Source organism: Lactobacillus sp. A27 (assembly GCF_016742815.1).
GTDB classification, from domain to species: Bacteria; Bacillota; Bacilli; order Lactobacillales; family Lactobacillaceae; genus Lactobacillus; species Lactobacillus gallinarum.
In genome coordinates this window covers 1-22255 of record NZ_JAEHNT010000011.1, presented here as the reverse complement: position 1 = coordinate 22255, position 22255 = coordinate 1, and the positions used below count along the sequence as shown (strand labels likewise).

19 protein-coding genes, 1 riboswitch and 1 other annotated feature are annotated in these 22255 nt (G+C 38.0%); of the genes, 10 read left to right on the top strand and 9 right to left on the bottom strand.

The genetic code is table 11. The features are described 5' to 3' along the window. Positions 1 to 134 precede the first annotated feature (134 nt). The gene (gene dnaA, locus JEM49_RS01970; protein WP_087176515.1) at positions 135 to 1502 is read right to left on the bottom strand and encodes a chromosomal replication initiator protein DnaA; all 1368 of its coding nucleotides are present in this window, start codon (positions 1500 to 1502) and stop codon (positions 135 to 137) included. Between the two features lie 474 nt (positions 1503 to 1976). Here dnaA and rpmH point away from each other — a divergent pair, with 474 nt between their 5' ends. The 10 genes from rpmH (at position 1977) to JEM49_RS01920 (ending at position 13661) form a co-directional block, all read left to right on the top strand. Continuing rightward, a complete protein-coding gene (gene rpmH / locus JEM49_RS01965; protein ID WP_003549412.1) occupies positions 1977 to 2117 on the top strand; it encodes a 50S ribosomal protein L34 in 141 nt (46 codons plus the stop codon). A gap of 59 nt (positions 2118 to 2176) precedes the next feature. Further along, positions 2177 to 2545 carry a ribonuclease P protein component gene (gene rnpA, locus JEM49_RS01960; RefSeq protein WP_025006194.1) on the top strand — a complete coding sequence of 123 codons (369 nt, stop codon included), beginning with the start codon at positions 2177 to 2179 and terminating at the stop codon, positions 2543 to 2545. Continuing rightward, on the top strand, positions 2526 to 3422 hold the full coding sequence (locus JEM49_RS01955; RefSeq protein WP_191451350.1) for a YidC/Oxa1 family membrane protein insertase: 897 nt from the start codon (positions 2526 to 2528) through the stop codon (positions 3420 to 3422). Before rnpA ends, JEM49_RS01955 begins: the two co-directional genes overlap by 20 nt. A gap of 110 nt (positions 3423 to 3532) precedes the next feature. Further along, complete coding sequence (gene mnmE / locus JEM49_RS01950) at positions 3533 to 4918, top strand: tRNA uridine-5-carboxymethylaminomethyl(34) synthesis GTPase MnmE (RefSeq protein WP_087176518.1); 1386 nt, start codon at positions 3533 to 3535, stop codon at positions 4916 to 4918. A gap of 9 nt (positions 4919 to 4927) precedes the next feature. Beyond that, complete coding sequence (gene mnmG, locus JEM49_RS01945) at positions 4928 to 6826, top strand: tRNA uridine-5-carboxymethylaminomethyl(34) synthesis enzyme MnmG (protein ID WP_201873413.1); 1899 nt, start codon at positions 4928 to 4930, stop codon at positions 6824 to 6826. 373 nt (positions 6827 to 7199) lie between these two features. Then, positions 7200 to 9008, top strand: a complete 1809-nt coding sequence (gene spxB / locus JEM49_RS01940) for a pyruvate oxidase (protein ID WP_201873412.1) — start codon at positions 7200 to 7202, stop codon at positions 9006 to 9008. 173 nt (positions 9009 to 9181) lie between these two features. After that, entirely contained in the window at positions 9182 to 10585 is a 1404-nt protein-coding gene (gene gndA / locus JEM49_RS01935; RefSeq protein WP_201873411.1) for an NADP-dependent phosphogluconate dehydrogenase, read from the top strand. A 100-nt stretch (positions 10586 to 10685) separates the two neighbouring features. Next, positions 10686 to 12245, top strand: a complete 1560-nt coding sequence (locus JEM49_RS01930; protein ID WP_201873410.1) for a ClC family H(+)/Cl(-) exchange transporter — start codon at positions 10686 to 10688, stop codon at positions 12243 to 12245. A gap of 95 nt (positions 12246 to 12340) precedes the next feature. Further along, a complete protein-coding gene (locus JEM49_RS01925) occupies positions 12341 to 13444 on the top strand; it encodes a hypothetical protein (protein ID WP_201873408.1) in 1104 nt (367 codons plus the stop codon). A gap of 64 nt (positions 13445 to 13508) precedes the next feature. After that, on the top strand, positions 13509 to 13661 hold the full coding sequence (locus JEM49_RS01920) for an SPJ_0845 family protein (RefSeq protein WP_013642612.1): 153 nt from the start codon (positions 13509 to 13511) through the stop codon (positions 13659 to 13661). 40 nt (positions 13662 to 13701) lie between these two features. Here JEM49_RS01920 and JEM49_RS01915 read toward each other — a convergent pair whose 3' ends face one another. From JEM49_RS01915 to JEM49_RS01880, 8 genes are all read right to left on the bottom strand, one after another. After that, positions 13702 to 15060 carry an MFS transporter gene (locus JEM49_RS01915; RefSeq protein ID WP_098036456.1) on the bottom strand — a complete coding sequence of 453 codons (1359 nt, stop codon included), beginning with the start codon at positions 15058 to 15060 and terminating at the stop codon, positions 13702 to 13704. Between the two features lie 127 nt (positions 15061 to 15187). Beyond that, positions 15188 to 17110 carry a copper-translocating P-type ATPase gene (locus JEM49_RS01910; protein ID WP_201873405.1) on the bottom strand — a complete coding sequence of 641 codons (1923 nt, stop codon included), beginning with the start codon at positions 17108 to 17110 and terminating at the stop codon, positions 15188 to 15190. Beyond that, positions 17110 to 17397: a cupredoxin domain-containing protein gene (locus tag JEM49_RS01905; RefSeq protein ID WP_025006203.1), complete on the bottom strand. Its 288-nt coding sequence runs from the start codon at positions 17395 to 17397 to the stop codon at positions 17110 to 17112. Before JEM49_RS01905 ends, JEM49_RS01910 begins: the two co-directional genes overlap by 1 nt. Next, positions 17397 to 17774 (bottom strand): cupredoxin domain-containing protein, encoded by a 378-nt coding sequence (locus JEM49_RS01900; RefSeq protein ID WP_201873403.1) that lies wholly within the window; start codon positions 17772 to 17774, stop codon positions 17397 to 17399. The genes JEM49_RS01905 and JEM49_RS01900 overlap by 1 nt, the downstream gene beginning before the upstream one ends. A gap of 15 nt (positions 17775 to 17789) precedes the next feature. After that, positions 17790 to 18230 carry a CopY/TcrY family copper transport repressor gene (locus JEM49_RS01895; RefSeq protein ID WP_201873401.1) on the bottom strand — a complete coding sequence of 147 codons (441 nt, stop codon included), beginning with the start codon at positions 18228 to 18230 and terminating at the stop codon, positions 17790 to 17792. A 106-nt stretch (positions 18231 to 18336) separates the two neighbouring features. Further along, entirely contained in the window at positions 18337 to 19965 is a 1629-nt protein-coding gene (locus JEM49_RS01890) for a peptide ABC transporter substrate-binding protein (protein WP_201873400.1), read from the bottom strand. 73 nt (positions 19966 to 20038) lie between these two features. Further along, positions 20039 to 20274 (bottom strand) — a binding site (T-box leader). 73 nt (positions 20275 to 20347) lie between these two features. After that, positions 20348 to 20611: a hypothetical protein gene (locus JEM49_RS01885; protein ID WP_446720520.1), complete on the bottom strand. Its 264-nt coding sequence runs from the start codon at positions 20609 to 20611 to the stop codon at positions 20348 to 20350. A 37-nt stretch (positions 20612 to 20648) separates the two neighbouring features. After that, positions 20649 to 21959, bottom strand: coding sequence for an NCS2 family permease (locus tag JEM49_RS01880; RefSeq protein ID WP_201873398.1), 1311 nt, complete (start codon positions 21957 to 21959; stop codon positions 20649 to 20651). 77 nt (positions 21960 to 22036) lie between these two features. Then, a riboswitch (purine riboswitch) is annotated at positions 22037 to 22134 on the bottom strand. Between the last annotated feature and the right edge of the window lie 121 nt (positions 22135 to 22255).

The following is a 22255-nucleotide window of genomic DNA, read 5'->3' as shown; positions in this document are numbered from 1 at the left end:
TATTAATTATATGTTTAATTAGTAGTAGTAGGGCCTGTGAATTTTGTTGAAAACTCAGTAGAAGCCTTAAAATAACGGAATTGAAACGGTTAAAAACTATGTGTAAAACTCTTAAAGTTATCCACAGTGGATAATTAATGTTCAAGCATTTGTTTCAAATCAAACACAGCACTTTTTATTTCTGTATCTGTTTTTATTTGCTTATCGATTTTATCATATGCATGCATTACCGTGGTATGATCTTTGCCGCCAAATTCTTGTCCAATTTTTGGTAGACTAGCATCAGTTAACTCACGAGATAAGTACATCGCTATTTGTCTTGGTACTACAATCTGCCGTACACGCTTTTTACCCTTTAATTCGGCAGTTGAAGTTTGGAAATAATTTGCGACTACTTCCTGGATTTTAGATATCTGTAACCCGCGATTTTTTTGGACTAATTTTAGATCAACAAGAGCCTCTCGAGCTAAATTTGTATTTATGTCTGCTTTTTCAATAGTTGCATATGCTTGAACTTTAACAAGTGCACCTTCAAGTTCTCTAATATTAGTGTCTACTTGTGAGGCTATGTAATCGAGAGTGTTGTCATCAATGACTAAGCCCTCTGCTTCTGCCTTCCTGCGTAAAATTGCAATTCGTGTTTCAAGATCTGGAGGTGTAATTTCAACCTGTAACCCCCATGTAAATCGAGAAACTAAACGCTCGGACAAATCGGAAATTTCAGTTGGTAAGCGATCACTGGTCATCACGATTTGCTTTTGATCATTATATAGAGTCTCAAAGGTATGGAAGAATTCTTCTTGAATACCTTCTTTTTTTGCAAAAAATTGAATATCGTCGACTAACAGCAAGTCACAAGTTCTGTATTTTTCGCGGAATTGGTCTTGCGTTTTATTTTTTATGGAATTAATAAAATCATTAACGAAAGTTTCACTCTGTATATAGACTACTTTTGCATTAGGACGTTCGGCTAACATTTGGTGACCGATTGCCTGCATTAAGTGTGTTTTTCCAAGACCAACACCACCAAAAATAAAGAGTGGATTGTAAAAGCTACCAGGACTGTCTGCTACAGCCAATGCGGCGCCGGCAGCTAATTTGTTTCCCTCACCTTGAACGAAATTATCAAAGGTATATTTTTCGTTTAATTTTAAATTTTTGGTGAATTGTCTAGGTGCTCTTTTTTCTTGTTGTAGTTGAATATCATGTTTGGGCTCGGGTGTGACAATCCGTTCAGGACTTTCGTTATTTTCAGTTATCTGAAATACAGGTAATATTTCAATTCCGGCGTAACCATAGGCCGATTGAATCAGTTGTGAAGATAAATTTTTCTCCCAATACCCCTTTGCAACAGGATTTTGAACTAAGATTTTCAATTCATGTGTATTTTTATTGTAAGAAATAGGCTTAGTATTTTTAAACCATGCATTATAAGCAACTTCATTAAAACGAGCCCGCATCTCATCGTTAAAATGTTGCCAGAATTTTTCAATGTCGAACAATGTGCATTCCCCCAATAGTAAAAAGCACATTAAGTGTATCATTTTATATAAAAGTTTTCCACAAGAGTAAAAGTAATTAACATGATTAACAGTCTGTGGATTATTTTAATACTAATATGCACATTTTGACATGATTCAAATCGAAAAGCTACTTTATGCACAGTCGGCCTGTGGATTACTTTTGCTATTGTAGCAATAATTTAAGCTCATTACCATATGCGTTATCCACATGGTGTGAATTTAATTTTTAACACCCTGTGGGATGTGGAAAACATTGGGAATTATCTTGTGAATTACTTCGTGTGAAAAAATATTTATTTTTTTATCCACATAAAAATGCTGTTTAAGGGATTTATTTTTGAATGAATCATGAATGCTTTTTTAAATAAATACTTGGTTTTTGCGGCTATTCGTGCTATTCTTAATAAGAAATTGTGTGTTTAGCACAAAGATTTTATGGAGGTGCAGTTTACAATGACAACTAAGAGAACTTACCAACCTAAGAAGCGTCACCGTTCACGTGTTCATGGCTTTATGAAACGTATGAGCACATCAAATGGCCGTAAGGTTTTAGCAAGACGCCGTGCAAAAGGTAGAAAAGTCTTATCTGCTTAAACCACTGAATCCCAGTGGTTTTTTTAATCTACAATTACAATAGAGTGGAATGAAACGTTTTGAGAAAGTCTTATCGAGTAAAATCTGAAAAAGATTTCCAGCAAGTTTTCGAGTCTGGTAATTCAGTAGCTAACCGTGCTTTTGTCATCTATAAGGTAGAAAAAGCAGAAAATAAGCACTTTCGTGTAGGTATTTCTGTTGGCAAGAAGGTTGGGCATACTGCAGTTGCACGTAATCGACTCAAGCGTTATATTCGGGCCGTAATTGATGAAAAAAAGTTGGAGATTGATCCACATGCTGATTTTTTAATCATTACCCGGCCTTATGCTCGTAATTTTGATATGGTCAAAGTACGAAAAAACTTGCTTCATGCATTAGCTTTGGCTCATATTATTGAAGAAATGCCAGATGAAGTTGAGGAAAATTAGATTGAAGGACATTCTGACCAAGAGAAATGTCAAACGTCTTATTGCCGTTTTAGCTTTGATTACACTTGCTGTCGTTTTGACAGGATGTGCGACTCAAGGTGCAAACGGTCATGTTGCACCAGTTTCACATAACAGTGGCAATTGGTGGGACAGATGGATTGTTTATTACATGTCAGCTTTCATTTTGTGGTTAGCTAAGTTAATGGGCAATAGCTATGGATGGGCAATTATTGTCTTTACCATTATTGTTCGTGTTATCTTGTTGCCTTTGAATGCTATTTCTATTCGAAGCACAACAAAGATGCAAGGCATTCAACCACAAATTAATGAGTTACGTAAGAAATATCCAGGACGTGACACTGAATCAAGGACACTATTACAACAAGAAACTAATAAACTATATAAGGAAGCAGGAGTAAATCCGTATACTGGATGTTTACCCGTTTTGATCCAATTGCCTGTTATGTATGCTTTGTATGGCGCGATTTTACGTACGCCACAGTTGCAAACTGGTCGCTTTTTGTGGATGGATTTGAGTAAACCGGATCCTTATTACATAATGCCGATCTTGGCAATGGTTTTCACTTTCTTGTCTACCTACATTAGTCAGTTAGCTACGCCTAAGTCAGCTCAAAATGGGATGACAAAGGTAATGACTTACGGAATGGCAATCATGGTAGGTGTAATGGCATTGAACTTCCAATCAGCAATTACACTTTACTGGGTTATTTCCAACTTATTCCAGGCAGTTCAGACCTTTATCTTGCAAAATCCTATTAAATTTAAGAGAGAGCAAGAGGCTAAGGCAGAAGCCGAGCGCGAACGTAAACGTAAGATAAGAAAAACTTACAAGCGTTTAGGACGCAAAAAGAGATAAAAAGAATATCAATCTAAAATGATTTTTAGATAAAGTAGTCAAAGTGCTTTATCCATCATGTTTATTCGTGGTGGTATAATGCACTTTTTTTATTAAGAAAAGGTGAAATTATGGCTCAAACTTTAACAGAGTTCGATACAATTGCTGCAATTTCCACCCCTATTGGCGAAGGCGGAATTTCCATTGTACGGATGTCGGGTGAAGATGCAGTTAAAATTGCTAATGAAGTTTTTAAAGGTGCAGATTTGACTAAAGTACCAACACATACTATTCACTATGGTCATATTATTGATCCTGATACTGGTAAAACTATCGATGAATCAATGGTCACAGTATTGCGTGCGCCCAAGACTTTTACGCGTGAGGATATTGTTGAAATCAATTGTCACGGTGGGATCGTAGTTACAAATCATATTTTGCAACTTTTATTAAGTCATGGCGCTCGTATGGCTGATCCGGGTGAATTTACTAAGCGTGCCTTTGTTAATGGCAGAATTGATTTAACTCAGGCTGAAAGTGTGATGGACATTGTTCGTGCTAAAACAGATAAAGCGCGTCAAGTTGCTGTAGGGCAGCTTGCTGGGGGGCTTTTGCATAAAATTCAAGCTATGAGACAGGAGATTTTGGATACTCTGGCTAATGTAGAGGTAAATATTGATTATCCAGAGTATGATGCCGATACTGTTACTGCCAAGCAAATGTCTGATACTGCTAAATCAGTAATTAAGAAAATAGATCGACTATTGAAGACTGCGCAAGAGGGTAAAATCTTGCGTAATGGTCTTGCGACTGCAATTGTTGGACGCCCTAATGTGGGTAAGTCATCATTGCTTAATTATTTGACTCAAAGTGATAAAGCAATTGTAACCGATGTAGCCGGAACCACTAGAGATACCCTTGAAGAATATGTGTCTGTAAAAGGAGTACCGCTAGAATTAATTGATACTGCCGGAATTCACCATACGGACGATAAGGTTGAAAAAATCGGGGTAGAAAGATCAAAGAAGGCGCTAGATCGTGCTGATCTAGTACTTTTGTTGATAGATGCTAGTCAAGAATTAACAGCTGAAGATAGAGCTTTAATTGAAGAAACTAAGAACAAAAAGAGAATTATTGTCTTGAATAAGTCTGATTTAGGACAAAAGATAACAGTTGATGAAATGAAGAAGCAAACTGGCAGCGACGTTATTTTAACCTCAATTTTGAAAGAGCAAAATCTTGATAAATTAGAAGAATTAATCAATAAACTATTCTTTGCTGGTATCGAAAATTCTAATGATCAAGTAATGGTTACTAACCAGCGTCAAACATCACTTTTAGCTAAGGCTAAAAAAGAATTGCAGGATGTAGTGCAAGCAGTTGATGATGGCATCCCAGTAGATATCGCGCAAATTGATTTCACTGGAGCTTGGGATACTTTAGGCGAAATCACTGGAGAAAGCGCGCCAGATGAACTGGTAACGCAATTGTTTAGTCAATTCTGTTTAGGAAAGTAGGGGAAGAATATGATTAAAACATATGATTCAAATGAATATGATGTAATTATTGTTGGAGCAGGTCACGCAGGGTGTGAAGCAGCATTGGCAAGTGCACATATGGGGCAAAAGACCTTGCTTGTGACTATTGGTTTGGATATGGTTGCCTTTATGCCATGTAACCCATCAGTTGGTGGTCCTGCTAAAGGGACTGTGGTTCGTGAAATTGACGCTTTGGGCGGACAAATGGGTAAAAACATTGACGCTACTTATATTCAAATGAGAATGTTGAATACCGGTAAGGGTCCAGCCGTACGTGCTCTTCGTGCCCAAGCTGATAAGTGGCAATATCATGAGCATATGAAGGATACTATTGAAAATACGCCTAATTTAACTTTGCGTCAGGCAATTGTAGATCAATTAGTAGTAGAAGACGGCGTTTGCAAAGGTGTAATTACCAATACAGGTGCAAAATACCATGCTAAAAGCGTTGTGTTGACTACCGGTACTGCAGCACGCGGCAAAATTATTATTGGTGAACTTACTTATTCTTCAGGTCCTAACAACACAACTCCTTCAATCAAGTTGTCAGAAAACCTTGAAAAACTTGGTTTTAAGCTTCGTCGTTTTAAGACCGGTACTCCTCCACGTGTTAACGGTAATACGATTGACTACTCCAAGACTGAAGAAGAGCCTGGTGATCAAACTCCTCGTCATTTCTCATATGAAAGTAAAGACGTTGACTATTTAAAGAATCAAATCTCTTGCTGGATGACTTACACCAACAATGGTACCCATGAAATTATTCGTGATAATCTTGATCGAGCACCAATGTTTAGTGGGATTATCAAAGGGGTTGGCCCTCGTTATTGTCCTTCTATTGAAGATAAGGTGGTTCGTTTTGCCGATAAAGATCGTCATCAAATTTTCCTTGAACCAGAAGGTAGAACTACTAAAGAAGTTTATGTAGGCGACTTTTCAACTTCAATGCCTGAAGAAATTCAGCTTAAAATGGTTCACTCAGTTGCGGGACTTGAACACGCTGAGATGATGCGCCCAGGTTATGCAATTGAATATGATGTGGTTGAACCATGGCAATTAAAGCACACTCTTGAGACTAAGAACATCAAGCACTTATTTACTGCTGGACAGATGAATGGTACGTCAGGCTATGAAGAAGCCGCTGGGCAAGGTTTGATTGCTGGGATTAACGCTGCACTAAGCGCACAAGACAAGCCTGGCTTTACCTTGGGACGAAACGATGCTTATATCGGTGTTTTGATTGATGATTTGGTAACTAAGGGTACTAATGAACCATATCGTTTGCTCACTAGTCGTGCCGAATATCGCTTAATTTTGCGTCATGATAATGCAGATTTGCGCTTGACCGAATACGGTCACGAACTTGGTTTGATTTCTGATGAACGTTACGAAAAGTTTGAAGAAAAGAAACAAACTATTAGGGATGCAAAAGAAAGATTGCATGAAATTACTGTTCACTTGACTGATGATGTACAAGAATTTTTAAAGAGCATTGGACAAGAGCCGATGAAGGCAGGAGTTAAAGCTGATGTGTTCTTACGTCGTCCTAACGTGAAAATTGCGGATATTGAACATCTTACTGGTGAAACAATTCCTGGTGACCGTTACGTTAAGGAACAAGTCGAAATTGGGATCAAGTACGCTGGTTACATCAAGAAAGAAGAAACCAGAATTGCTCGTTTAAAGCGTCAAGAAGCTAAAAAGATTCCAGCTGATATTGATTATGAAATGATTGAGGGCTTAGCAACTGAGGCTCGTCAGAAATTTGAAAAGATTCGTCCTGAGACTTTAGCTCAGGCCGAACGTATTTCGGGGGTAAACCCAGCTGATTTAGCTATCTTGAGTGTTTATATTCAAAATGGTCGCTATTCCAAAGTAAACAAATAAAATGAATAAGTAAAAAGCATAGTTGACAAATACTGCCACTATGCTTTTTTCATGCCCTTTTGAAATAACTCGCAACCTAAAAAATGGACGATTGAATAAAAAGAAAAAATTTTTTCTTTAAATTTTGACTATAAGTAATAATAAATGTATATAAAATAAATGATTTTTAGTATAATAATGTTCATGAAATCACAATAGAAAACGCTACCAACGAGTGATATATAAGTCTAAATTTATCTATCTTTGTGAAATGATTATTTTTAAAAAGCGTTTTCATTTGCATAATAACAGCGCTTTTAACGTTTTAAAAATGTGAAAAAATGTGTTTTAATACATTATGAAAGAAACGAAAAATTAAGGAGATGTACTTATAATGACAAAAATTAATGGTTCTGATGCAATGCTTAAAGTTATTTATGATTGGGGAATTGACCACATCTATGGTTTCCCAGGTGGTTCATTCGACTCAAGTATGAATGCCATCTATGACTTCAGAGATAAGATGAAATTTATCGAAGTACGTCACGAAGAAGCTGGCGCACTTGCTGCTTCATCTGAATACAAAGTTACTGGTAAATTGGGTGTATGTTTTGGCTCAGCTGGTCCTGGTGCTGCCCACTTATTCAACGGCTTGTACGACGCTAAGTTTGACAAGACTCCAATGCTTGCCATCGTAGCTAATGTTCCAACTAGCAAACAAGACATCGACTTCTTCCAAGCTTTTGATGAAGATAAATGGTTCTTAAACGCTAGTGTATGGTGCCGTCAAGCTAAGACTGCAGAACAAATTCCTATTTTAACTGATGAAGCTATTCGTCAAGCTTATGCTCGTAAGGGTCCTGCAGTGATTATCATTCCTAAGGACTACGGTTGGCAAAAGATTGAGGATAACTTCCGTGTAAACAAGGATGCTCATCCAGAGCCAAACTACCCAGCACCAACTAAGACTTCAGTTGATGAAGCTGTTAAGCTTTTGAAGGAAGCTAAGAATCCAACCATGTACATTGGTTTAGGCGCTAAAGATGCCGGTAATGAAGTTAAGGAATTTGCCGAAAAATTCAAGACTCCAATTATGTCATCATACTTAGGCAAAGGTATCGTAGAAGACAAGTTTCCAGCATACATGGGTACCATCGGTCGTATTGGACCAAAGGCCGCACAAGAAGTTCAAGGTGCAACTGACTTAGTTGTTTGGGTTGGCAATAACTCACCATTCTCAGTATTATGGTTCCCTAAGGATGCCAAGGTAATTCAAATTGATGTTGATCCAGCTAAGTTTGGCAAGCGTCACTCAACTGATGTATCAATGTTAGCTGATGCTAAGAAGGCATTGAGAGCAATTATTGACGCTGGTGAAACTAGAAGCGAATCACCACTTTACAAGGCTGCTATTGCAGACCGTGAGAATTGGGATGCTTGGCAAGATAGCTTTAAGAATTCAGATGAAATGCCTGTACGTCCAGAACCAATCTGGGATGTAATCAACAAGAAGGCTGATGACAATGCTATCTTTGCAATCGATGTTGGTAACGTTAACGTTGACTCATGCCGTCTTTTGAACTTGCATGATGATCAAAAGTGGACTACTTCAGGCTTGCACGCAACAATGGGCTACGGTGCTCCAGCTGCCTTAATGGCTGCAACTGTTTACCCAGACCGTGAAGTATGGCAATTAGCTGGTGATGGTGGCTTTGCTATGATGAACCAAGAATTACTCACTATGGCACGCTACAACATGCATGTTTTGAACATTATCTTCACTAATGAAACTTTAGGTTACATTCAAGCTGAACAAGAGGATGAATCTAACCAACCATTATCAGGCGTTATTATCCCTGACAACGACTGGGCTAAGGTTGCTGAAGGTATGAACGTGAAGGGCGTTACTGTACGCACTAAGAAAGAATTCGAAGAAGCAGTTGACGAATTCAAGAAGATGGATGGCCCAATGTTGATTGATGTTAAGTACACCCACGAAATGCCTTACTCAACTGAATTGAACTCACTTGACGATCCTGCATTCGTCAAGAAGTATCAAGCCGAAGACTTGAAGCCATTCAGCTACTTTGCTGAAAAGTATGGCTTGGAAGCTGACGCTGCAACAGGTGCATCTCAACATGAAGAATCAGAACCAGAAGAAGATACTGCTCCTGATACAGTTTCCGGTGCGTCACAACACTAATTTCTAATTAGTTTTAATTCAATTGACCAAAAAAGCGAGATGAAAATCTCGCTTTTTTTGTGGCAATATTTCCCAGGGAATGACTAAAGAACGGTCTTTTAATTTCGCTTTTTTGTCTTTAAAAAGTATAATAAAACATGATGAATTTTGATTAAATGGAGGATGTTAAAGATATGCAACAATTCGGCGTTATCGGTTTATCCGTTATGGGTAAAAACCTCGCTTTAAACGTTAGAAATCACGGCTTCTCAGTTTCTGGCTTTTCAATTGATAAATCAGAAGTTGATGCTTTTGCAAAATATGAAGATGATAAGTTGAAGCCATGTTATACATGGGAAGAATTTGTTAATTCACTCGAAAAGCCACGCAAGATTTTGATTCAAATTATGGCGGGCGATCCAGTGGATCAAACTTTGCAAAAATTGCTGCCACTTTTGGATAAAGGTGATATTTTAATTGATGGTGGTAATTCAAATTACCACGACACTAACCGTCGTTTCCACGAAATGGAAAAGCATGGCATTCACTTCATCGGAATGGGTGTTTCCGGTGGTGAAGAAGGTGCCTTGAATGGTCCTGCTTTGATGCCCGGTGGTGATGAACCAGCTTATAAGGAAGTTGCTCCAATTCTTGAAGCAATCGCCGCTAAGAATACTGAAGGCAAGCCATGTGTCTACTACATGGGGCCTGAAGGTGCTGGTCACTATGTCAAGATGGTACATAACGGTATCGAATACGGAATTATGCAAGAATTCTCAGAAGTTTACAACTTGCTCCGTGATGTTGCCCACAAGAGCGATGACGAAATGTCAAAAATCTTTGATAAGTGGAACCATGGCAAGGTAGAAGCATATCTTAGTGAAATTACTTCAAAGGTTTTGACTCAAAAAGATGATTTGACTCCAGATCACGTGATTGACCACATTTTGAATGTTGCTTCTTACAAGGGTACTGGTAACTGGATGCTTGAAGATGGTGTTGCCCTTGGTGCACCTGTAACGGTAATCGCTGAAGCAGTTATGGCTCGTTTCATGAGTAAGCAAGCTCATTTAGCAGTGAAGAGCGGTATTAAGCAAGCTAAGTTTGAGTACAAGGGTGCAATTCCTGACGATTTAGTGGATGAATTCGAAAAGACTTTGCAATTAGCTCAAGCTGTCGCATACGCACAAGGCTTCCAACAATTAACCATGGCTGCCGAAGCTTATGATTGGGACTTGCGCTACAAGTCAATTGCTCAAGATTGGGAAGCAGGCTGCATCATTCGTTCTGCAATGCTTAAAGATATCGAAAATGCGTATTCTAAGGGCAACAAGCTCATGAACTTGTTCCAAGATGACTACTTCAGAAAGTTAATGGAAGAAAACCTTCCAGCTTTGAGAAAGTCAGTTGAATTCGCTACTAAGGCTGGCGTACCAACTCCAACTTTAAGTGCAGCTCTTAACTACTTAGAATCAATCTTTAACCCAGATTTACCAGCTAACCTTATTCAAGGTCAACGTGACTACTTTGGTGCACATACTTACCAAAGAAATGATCGTGAAGGTACATTCCATACTGAATGGTATGAAGAAAAATAATAAATCTGTTTCACATGAAACCAAAAACCAGCTAAATCTTAGCTGGTTTTTTATTGTACAATAGAGTTTGTCGTGATTGTTCAATTAAAGAGAGGGTTATATGAAAGACGAGGGAAATAAAACCAATATAAAACTACTTTTACAAGCGTTAGTAGTTGGTATCTTTACTGGTATAGTAGTTGGGCTATTTAGATTTGGAATTGAAAAAACGTCAGGTTTTTGGCTGCATTTATTTCAATTAGCTCACAGCAATCCATTATGGTTTATTGTGATTATTATAGGCTTTATCGCCGTAGCCGTAATTGCAGGGTATTTTGTAAAACAATATCCTCATGTTGGAGGATCAGGTATTCCTGAAGTAAAATTACAGCTTCAAGGAAAGTTATCTCTGCAATGGTTCCCAATCTTATGGCGTAAGCTAATAGGGGGTATTCTGGTAATTGGTACAGGCTTGTTCTTGGGACCAGAAGGCCCTTCATTACAACTCGGCTCAACCATCGGCCAGGGTGTAGGCCAAGGCTTTAAGCAAAATAAGCTTAATTCACGAATTTTGTTAGCAACCGGTGCCGCTAGTGGTCTATCTGCTGCATTTGGTGCACCTCTTAGTGGAGCATTGTTTGTATTAGAAGAAGTTTTCCATAATTTCTCTCCACTTGTTTGGATGAATGCATTAGCTGGAGCAATTGCTTCCAACTTTGTGGTTTCCAATTTATTCGGTATCCATCCAGCGCTTGGAATTTTATATAATCATTCATTTCCAATTGTGCTCTATTGGCACTTGATTATTTTAGGGATCTTATTAGGTGTTCTAGGCCATTTATACAAAGTCGGACTGTTTAGTTTGAAAAAAGTTTATGCAAAAATCACGTTTTTGCCTCACTGGCTTCATGGCTTAATCCCTTTGGCAATCTTAATTCCAATAGCCTACTTCTGGCCATTAATTACAGGTCCTGGTAATCGCTTGATTTTGGCAATGCCCCATATAATTACACAAAGTGGATGGGGATTAGTTGGCCTGTTGGCGTTCTATTATGTCATGAGAATTGTCTTTTCAATCGTGGCCTATGACTCTGGTTTACCAAGTGGTATCTTTTTGCCAATTTTGACCATGGGTGCTTTAATTGGTGCTACTTATGGTTTGTTCATGGTTCAACTTGGACTATTGCCTCAGCGTTTAGTAGTTAACTTAGTAATCTTTTCAATGGCTGGCTATTTCGCCGCAATTATTCGCGCACCATTTACCGCAATTATTTTGATTACTGAAATGGTTGGCTCATTGCTACATTTAATGCCACTTGCTGTTGTAGCATTTATTGCGCTGCTAGTTGATGAACTTCTTGGCGGAAAACCAATTTACGGCCTCTTAGCGGCCGCTATGGACAAGCATAGTGATCGTAAGGTTAATTATACTGGCCAAGCTGATCGAATGGTTCTACCGGTTTATGAGAGCTCTAGATTAGTTGACAAAAAGGTATCCGAGATTAAGTGGCCTGAAGATACGCGTGTAAGTACTATTCGCCGTGATGGGGATGAAATTATTCCTAATGGACAAACGGTTATTCGCGGTGGCGATATGTTAATTCTAGAATTTGACTCAAGTCAACGTGGTGTAGTTTATAGTAAGATGAAACAGCTGCAAGGCGTTGAACTTGATGGGTAAATGAGATTAAGCGGCATCAATAGATGCCGCTTTTTTTCTTGCAGAAAAATGTTTCTTAGTGGATACTTGAACTTATACAGAAAAGAGGGATAGACGTGAACAAATTAGTGCAAGTTACATTGAATGCTGATCAAGAAAAATATAATTTGGATGGGGATGAGAGCATTACTTTTATTGATGCAAACTCCTACTATATTGGTCAAATTGTGGCACGTGAACATGGTTGGATCGTTTTAGAATTAGTTGATCAAACTGGCAATCAAGGCGGAATTGTTTTTATCAAGGAAGATCAAATAGCCAAAATAGAGGACGACACACCAGTGTTGCATTATTATGCGACAACTGAAATTAAGGATCCATTTGACATGGGGCACTTAAATAGTTCAGTAAAGAACTGGGATTTCACTGATATTTATGACTTACTGATCAATGTTGCTGATGCGCAGCCTTTTGTAACTTTTGAGGTTGATACCGGCGTAACTTACACTGGTTTGATTACACAGCTTGATAAAAAAGAAGTCCGTATTTTAGAAAAGAACGACACTTCTATTGAACATTTTGCTACGGTTATTCCTCTTCAAGATATTGTTTGTGTTGACGTAAACAGCATAGATAATAATTTATTTATTCATTATTTGAAGCAAAAGCAAAATTATGAGTTTAATGAATTAAAATTAGTAGAAATTTATTTTGATTATACTTTCGATGATCAATTTGGTAATTTTGTGATTGGCAAAGTGCTTAAGTATGATGAAGATAATATTTTGCTTGAGAGTTTAAATGAATTGGGACAAGTAGAATCTATTGTCGTGATAGCTCGGAGTCATGTTGCGCACGTTACGGAAGAATCAGAAAGACTGAACTATTTTAATTATTTAGTAAATTGGCAACAGAAAAATCATAGCTTTGATCCTGACTATTTGGAACGATCACTTAATCTTAATGGCCCGATAAAGTCAATCACCGAGGTAGTTGAGAATTGGCCTGATGGTCATGTGATAAAAATCAGTGATTCTATTTATCATTATCCAGATCGATTGGGTTTAATTGCTGATCGTGGCGATGAAGGCTTTGATTTAAAAATCTTAACTGAATATGATTTAGGCGAGATTAGTGACCATAATTATGATGATCTAATTAGTGTTGATTTGGCTGGCTCAGAAATGATAAAAATGCAGCGTTTCATTGATCATAAATAATTAAATAAGTTGCTAGTAGCTTATTAATTTTTATATAATGAGGAAAACGAAAGGAAGATGAGTTATGGGATTAACTTTTGACAACCCTAATAATTTACAAAAGATGCTTGATCGTTTTGCGACCGTTCCAGATCCAAAAAAGACGCCAAAACACAAGGATCCAGAAGAATTGCTTGATAAGGATTCTAAAGATAAAAAGAAGAAAGATAAGAAGTAAAAAAGACAGATGCGAAGATGCATCTGTCTTTTTATGATAATTAATTATTATTTTGTTCAGCTTTAATAAATTTCGGTGATGTTTCTGGTGCCCAGATAAGACAAACGATAAATGCGAAGAGCAATACAATTGCACAAACTAACATAGCTAATTTTGCACCACCAATATTGGTTAGAACCGGTAATAAAAATGTACCAGCGGCTGCACCAAAACGGCTAATTGTAATGCACGTACCAACTCCTGTCCCACGTACTTTAATGCCAAATAATTCAGTGGGATATGGGTAATCAAGCACTAATCCTGATGAAAGGATAATCGCAAAAATAGTGAAAATGGATAATTTAATCATTGAATCTAACCCAGGTACTAAAGCCATAATACCAATTAAAACAGCTGAAGTTAAAAAATTGCCAACTAAAAATGTACGGCGACTAATTTTATTAAAAATAAAGATACCGAATAGAACGCCGACAAACATACCGCCATTGTAAATGATTCCGGAGATGCTGCCACCTGTAATATTCATGCTGCTAAGCAAAATTGGTAAGAAAATACTAATACCAAAGAATGAAAATGCTTGGCAAGCATAAAAGATACCACCAACTAAAGTGCGGCGTAAATATTTCTTAGAGAATAAAATTCCCCAGGCAATATCTTTAGGCGCTTTCTTTTTCATAAATCGTTTAGGCAAGCGCCATTTGTGTCCCATGTGTTTACTAATGATTTTGTTTGCTTTCTTAACTTTACCTTTACTTGCGAGCCAAGTAGGAGAAGCGGGAAGCGGAAAGAAACTTCGGAATAAAGCGGTAATAATTGCTGGAACGGCACCGGTAGCTATAATCAGTTGCCAAGTATAAGCGCCCAAGCCAGTAATGAGAGTACCAACTATATAGGATAAGATGAAACCGATTGTCCAATAGATCAATAAATGACTTTGGCGCTTACTATCCTCACCTTTAGGTAACCATTCTGTTAATAAAGCATTACCAACAGTATAATCAACAGCAATCATTAATCCGATTCCGATTCTAATGATGAAGGTCAATAATAAATTGGCTGTCAATAAGTGAATTAGGGTTAATCCTGCCAGAATATACATATTGATCATTAATAACTGACGGCGACCAATTTTATCAGAAAGTCGTCCTATTAAAAGACTACCAGCTAATCCAATCAATGAACCAGCTCCGATTAAACCGGTCCATAAATCGCTAATGTCAATATATTTAGCGGCATTTGAAAGTGCTGTACCACTGATGCCCAAGGCATAGCCACAGGCTATTTGACCTAAGATAACAGCAATCATTACTCTTAAATGAACCGGCATCAACGGAGCACGTTTATAATTCTTTTTAGTTTTGATAATTTTTTCGCGTGTAGTTTGGGTATTATTTTCCATAAGAGCAAGCACAGCTTGCTTATTCATCAACTCCTTTATTAATACAATAATATAATGTTAACAAAAAATTAAAAAAACTGCAAAAAGACAAAATAAAAACCAGATGTTAAATCTGGTTTTTCGTTCATTAAGCACCTGCAATTTTTGTTTTATTCAATAGCAATGAACTAGTTACAACTGAAACTGAACTGAAGGCCATAGCAAGTCCTGCTAGTTCTGGGCTAAGAGTTAAACCTAATCCCATAAATAGACCGGCAGCAATAGGAATACCAATAGTGTTGTAAATCAGGGCCCAGAACAGATTTAATTTAATTCTATTGAAAGTCTTCTTAGAAATCTCTAGTGCCTTCACAACGCCCATTAAATCGTTTTGGACGAGGACGATACCACCTGATTCAATTGCGATATCTGTCCCTGATCCCATAGCAATACCAACATTAGCCGTAGACAAAGCAGGAGCATCATTGATCCCATCACCAACAAATGTTACTATTCTACCAGCATCCTGCAGCTTCTTGATTTCATTAGCTTTTTCAGTTGGTAGAACACCAGCAATTACTTGGTCAATGCCGACTTCTTTACCAATGGCTTCGGCAACATTTTGATTATCACCGGTAAGCATGACGGTTCTTAAACCACGCTTCTTAAGTTCTGCAATGGCCTTTTTTGAACTAGGCTTAGGTACATCTTGAATGGCAACTAAGCCAATAATATCTTGACCTAGACCAACGTAAACAACAGTTTTAGCTTCTTTTTGTAACTGGATAGCCTTTTTCTTCATTTCCTGGGAAATAATGATATCTTCAAGCAGTTTATCGCTACCTACAAAAGCTTCTTGCTTACCATAATTAGCCTTAACGCCCTTACCCTCAATTGCAGCAAAATTCTTTACGGCTGCTAGGGCAATATTATCTAATTTAGCTTTTTTAACAATAGCTGTAGCAAGAGGGTGTTCTGAGTTTTCTTCAAGGCTAGCAGCGATCGTTAATACTTGGTTTTCATCACCAATGATATCGGTAACTTGAGGCTTACCAACAGTGATCGTACCGGTTTTATCAAAAACAACAGTATCAATATCGCTAACTTCTTCAAGGACTTCACCGTTCTTAATTAAAACGCCCATCTTAGCGCTACGTGCAGTACCAACCATTAAAGCTGTTGGAGTTGCTAAACCCAATGCACACGGACATGCTATCACTACTACAGAAACGGCAAAGAGCATGGCATTAACGATTGTAGCGCCTAAGAATACGTACCAGATAACGAAGGTAATAATCGCGATGATTAAAACAGCCGGTACAAAGATGTTAGAAATCTTATCTGTTAAGTTCTGGATAGGTGCATGGCTAGTTTGCGCTTTTTTCACCAAATCGACAATTTGAGCAAGCATAGTATCGCTGCCGACCTTAGTTGCCTTAAAGGTAAAAGTCCCATTGGTGTTAATAGTTGAACCAACAACTTCGTCACCCTTTTTCTTAGTAACAGGCATGCTTTCACCGGTAACCATTGATTCGTTAATAGTAGTTGAACCGTCAACAATCACGCCATCTACCGGAACTTTTTCACCTGGCTTAACGCGAATAATGTCGCCTGGCTTCACCTGATCAAGTGGCACCTTAACAAATTCACCGTTACGCTCAACTTCGGCATCCTTTGCTTGCAAATCGATCAATTTGGCTAGGGCATTAGATGCATTGTTGTGCATCTTTTCTTCCATTGCATCCCCAAGTAAAACGAAGACCGTTACAAACGCAGCACTTTCAAAGTAAACTTCACGGCCAGTAAACATGGCAAAAATACTGTAGAAATAGGCAACAGAAGTACCAACTGCAACCAGAGTGTTCATGTTTGCCTGGTGATGCTTAAAAGCAGCCCAAGCACTAGACCAGTAAGGCGCAGCCGAGATTGCCATAATAATAGTGGTCGTGATAAAAGCGATCCAATTATATCCCGGCATCATCCAGTGAAACGGCATGGCAAACATTTGGATGAGCATTGGGATTGAAAGGATAAAGGAAATCCAGAACCGCTTAATGTTAGAAAGCTTCATTATTTGACCACCACTTTACCATGAAACATGTCCATGCCACATGCGTAGTTGTAAGTGCCAGGTTTATCAGTTGGAATATCGATCGTTACTTCTTTTTGACCGTCGAGTTTAGTATCGAAATTCAGATCCTTTGAGACAACTTCATTCATACAGCCCATGTTGTCTGATGGGATAAATTTTAATTGAGCTGGCTTACCTTGCTTAAAGGTAACAACTTCTGGCTTGTAGCCATGATTCTTAGCATTAACAACAACTTTTTTAGTTTGATTCTTTGAAAAAATACTCATTATTTAACAACAACCTTTCCATGAAACATATCCATACCACAAGCAAAGTTATAAATGCCTTTCTTGTCAGTGGGAATATCAATAGTAGTAACTTTTTGCTTAGTTAAATCTTTATTTACGCCAAGTTGTTCAAAGACTACATGAGATAAACATGCAGTTGAATCCTTCATATCGAAGTTAACCTTTGCAGGAACTCCTTGTTTTAAAACAACGGTAGAAGGGGAATAGCCGCCTTTAACAACGATATTTGCTTCTTGAACGCCTTGATCAACACTGGCAGTACCAACGGCTTCTTGGTGTTTGCCGAAGAACCACCAGAGGATAAAGCCGATTAAGACAACCGCTACAATCAGCGTGATGATTTGAGCTATAGTCATTTTTAACTTCTCCTTTTAGCACATCTTTTCATTGCCTGGTAGGCAATTGCATGGCACCATGTAAGGCGCATCTTTTTCTTTAGTAGCAATAATTTCTTTTATTTTAGATAAATCACTCTTTGAAATAGGTGAGTTGGCGATTAACTGTAATAGAACTTCGCCTTTGTGCATATCGCACATGCGGTTTAACAGCTCCTGTGCGGCTTCCGCCATTACCTGCGTCTGATTGACCTTAGCAGTATAAACGAAGCGTCTACCTTCCTTTTTCGTGCTCAGCAGGTTCTTTTTAACCAAACGTCGCAATAAAGTTTTGATTGTCGATTCGGACCAATCTTTTTTAGCTTGCAGTTCTTCAATGATCTTGGTCGAGCTGACAGGCTCAAGGGTCCAAATGATACGCATGGCTTCCCACTCACTGTCGGAAATCGTGCTTTCTTTTTCTTGAAGTTTAACCATTTCTTTTCCCCCTCTATTGTTTACAAATGTAACTATACAACTAAAATCTACATTTGTAAACAACAAAGCTATAAAAAAAGAAAGACGTGTGTCTTTCTTAAGATTATTAGCCTAAATAAACGTTCTTAAAGTCGTATGGTACACCGGTTGGATTAAAGGATACATTCTTAACATCAGTTTTAAGAAGTTGAGGGTGGGCTACTTGAACTAATGGAATGGTACCTTGATCTTTCATTAAGATCTTTTCAGCGGCTACTAATCTGCTCCAACGTTTAACAGGATTATTACCGTAGACATTTTCAGATTGATCTAACAATTTGTTGAATTGATTGTTGTTCCAACCGTTGTTAAGGTAGCTTGATCCTTTTTGGAAAACATCTAAGAAGTTGATAGGATCGCCGAAAACAGCTTGCCAGTTCTTTAAGGTGATTTCGTAGTTTCCTGCAGTTTGACGAGAAATCAATTGAGTAAATAGAATACTTTGCACTGAAATATTGACGTTAGGCAAACGATCTAATTGGCTTTGTAAGAATTCGGCAGTTTGCTTTGAAGTATCGTCATCACTAGCTAATAAGGTGACATTGATGGACTTGGTTCCAGTTTCTTTATAGCCTTGTTTCAATAATGATTTTGCCTTCTGTAAGTCATAACTTACACCGCTCTTTACGTAGGCATCATCTTCAAATTGAGCGCCAGTTTTTGGATTGGTACCCATGCCTGATGGAACAAAGCCCTTAGCTGGAATAGAACCATCCTTTAAAATGTTGTTAGCCAATTGCTGACGATTGATTGCGTATGAGAATGCTTGTCTAATTTTAAGATCTTTGAATGCTTTGACTTTATTTTGATTTAATTCAAGACGACGAATAGCTGAAGAAAGTCTTGCATGGTAGCCGGCCTTATTCTTGTTGGAAGCTACTTGTTGACCGGTTAAGCCTGTTTCGTCAGCTTTTCCGGCTTGGAAGAGGTTGTAGCTAGCGGTAGTTGATTCACTAACTTGTTCGTTAACTTTGCTTAATTTCACATCTTTAGCATCCCAGTAATTCTTATTTTTAGCTAAAGTCCAAGTTTTATTATTTCCTGTCCATTTAGTTAAAGTGAATGGACCTGAAGAAACGGTGTATTTAGCTTGAGTACCGTAAAGCTTGCCGTACTTTTGAACTACTTTTTGGTTTTGTGGGAAGAATAGTGGCCAAGCAAGTAAATTCTTGAAGTAACTGAGTGGGCGAGTGAGCTCTATACGCAAATGATATTTAGAAGGTGCGGTTACTCCAAGAGTAGATGGCTTCTTCTTTCCGCTGTTGATTGCTTGCGCGTTCTTAATTTGATAGAGGTAAAAGGCCATTTGTGATTTGGTAGCTGGTGTAACAGTTCTTTGATATGAATAAACGAAATCTTTGGCAGTAAGTGGATCGCCATTTGACCATTTAGCGTTTTTACGCAAGACGAAATCATAAACTCTTCCGCCCTTAGATGTTTTAACGGATTTAGCTAAAGATAATCTAGGCTTGTTGTTTTTGTCTAAACGATAAAGACCGTCACCAGTGTTTAATAAAGCTTGAAAACTAGTAGTATCCGTAGCTAAAGATGGATCTTGAGTTGATAATTGAGTGGTTTCTGACCAATTTAAAACTTGCTTTTTCTTTTGAGAGGCTGATTGATTGCCACAAGCTGCAAGAGTTAATGCTGAAACGATAATTGTACTTGTTGCTAAAATCTTCTTTGATATTTTCATTACTAAACTCCTTTACGATAGACGAGAATTAAGCAATGAAAAAGAAAAAACGCCTTACTAGATCATGTCGATCTAATAGGGCGTTTATCACGCGGTACCACCTATTCTTTATGGAAGTTCCATCTCGGTTCATGTACGGCCAAAAAGGCGATACACTACCGCGATAGAGGGCGGACCCTGAATCTGCTAAATATCGCAGGTTCATGCTCGAAGGCCATTTTCAAAAATAAAAACAGACATTTCTTCTCACCAAACTAGAAACTCTCTGTAGAAAGTTTTATTTTTTACTTTCCTTGTCATTGCTTAATTTGTCTTTAATGTAGCTATCATAATATAGCCTAGGAAATGATTTGTCAACTGTAAATTTGAAAATTTAATTTAACTAGTGACTAAAAAGTCCAACAACCAACAGCACTACTATGATCCAAATTATATCAATCAAATAAATTAAAATCTTAGTCCACATCTTTGAATAAAACTGACTAGTTTGAAATAGGAGATATAAAGTAAATCCAGCAAGAATGATTGCCATTGTAGTTCCTGATGAGTTATGGATATTGAAGTAAAAGTAAATTCCTGTAATAGCTGAGAACAGTAAAGTTTCTAAAATCCATAATGTTTTCTTATTTTTCATAAAATTATCCATAAAAAATCCGCCTCGTAAAGAAGCGGATATACTTTTTCTATAAATTAGTAACCAGGAAGAAGACAATGAATACCACGAATAGAATATACATCATCGGGGTAACTTCCTTAGCGCGCTTAGATGCGATCATTGTGATTGGGTAGGCGATCAAACCTAAAGCCAGACCATCTGAAATACTGTAAGTCAATGGCATCCCGACAACTGTCAAGAATGCAGGGAAAGCAATCTCAAACTTGTCCCAGTCGATCTTCTTCAAGTTGCTTGCCATCAATACACCAACGATGATCAAAGCTGGAGCAGTTACAGTGGTTGGGATAACGGCAAGAAGTGGACTGAAGATCATACTGATGATGAAGAAAATACCAACGAAGATCGCGGTTAAACCAGTTCTACCGCCCATAGCGATACCAGCGCTTGATTCTACTGAAGTACCAAGTGGAGCAGTACCACAAACAGCACCTTCAACCATAGCAGTTGAGTCAGCTAAGAAAGCACGACCGATACGTGGAATCTTGCCATCTTTATCAACCATGCCAGCTTGTTCGGTCATTCCAATTAAAGTACCTGCAGTATCAAAGAAAGTTACTAACAAGAAGGTTAAAACAACCATCCAAAGCTGTGCTGTATTAATGTCTTTTAAGTGGAAGACGGCTTGGCCAAAGGTTGGGGCAATGCTTGGTGCGCCCGCAATGATGTCGTGTGGCAATGGAATTTGACCGATAATCATGCCAAAAATAGCGGTAATGATCATGCCCACAAAAATTGAGCCAGGCACTCTCAAAGCCATTAAGATCACAGTCAAAACCAAGCCAAATAACGTAATCCAAACAGCTGAGTTGCTAAACTTGCCCAAAGTAACCAACGTAGAATCGCTATTAACGATTAATTGACCATTTTTCAAACCGATAAAAGCAATAAATAAACCGATACCAGCAGAAATAGCATATTTCATATCTTGTGGAATCGCATTAACCACCATTTCACGTAATTTGAAAACGGTAATCAAGATAAACAAAATAGATGCTACTAAAACGGCAGCTAAAGCTGTTTCCCAGGAAATATGCATCCCTACACAAACGTTATATGCGAAGAAAGCACCACTACCCAAAGTTGGAGCTAAGGCAATAGGGTAGTTTGCAATAAAGCCCATTAGGAAACAACCAATTGCTGTAGCGATGGCCGTTACAGTGAAGGCTGCGCCTTTAGGAATACCAGCTGCGTGTAAAATATTAGGGTTAACAAACAAGATGTAGGAGAGGCTGACAAACGTAGTTAATGCGGCAATTAATTCGCGTTTAACGTTAGTGTTAGCTTCTTCTAAATGAAAGACTTTATTTAAAAAATCCATTGCGCCTCCAAAATAAAAACAAAAAGAAAAAAGACATAGCTTACCCAAAGTCATGGGTAAAAGATGTCCTTAATAAAATTATGACGTCTGATACCTATAGTCCTGAATTTATGGCTCAGGGTAGATACTGTCGACCTTATTTCGACGATATATAGATAACTTGATTGTTAAGTATTCTAGCAGAAATACGTGGCCTACGCAAATTTCTCGGGAAACAAAACATACTAATCTAGTGTTGGATGATTACTCGACGGAGTAGTCGTTCAACACTTTTTCTTTTACTATGTAAAGTGGAG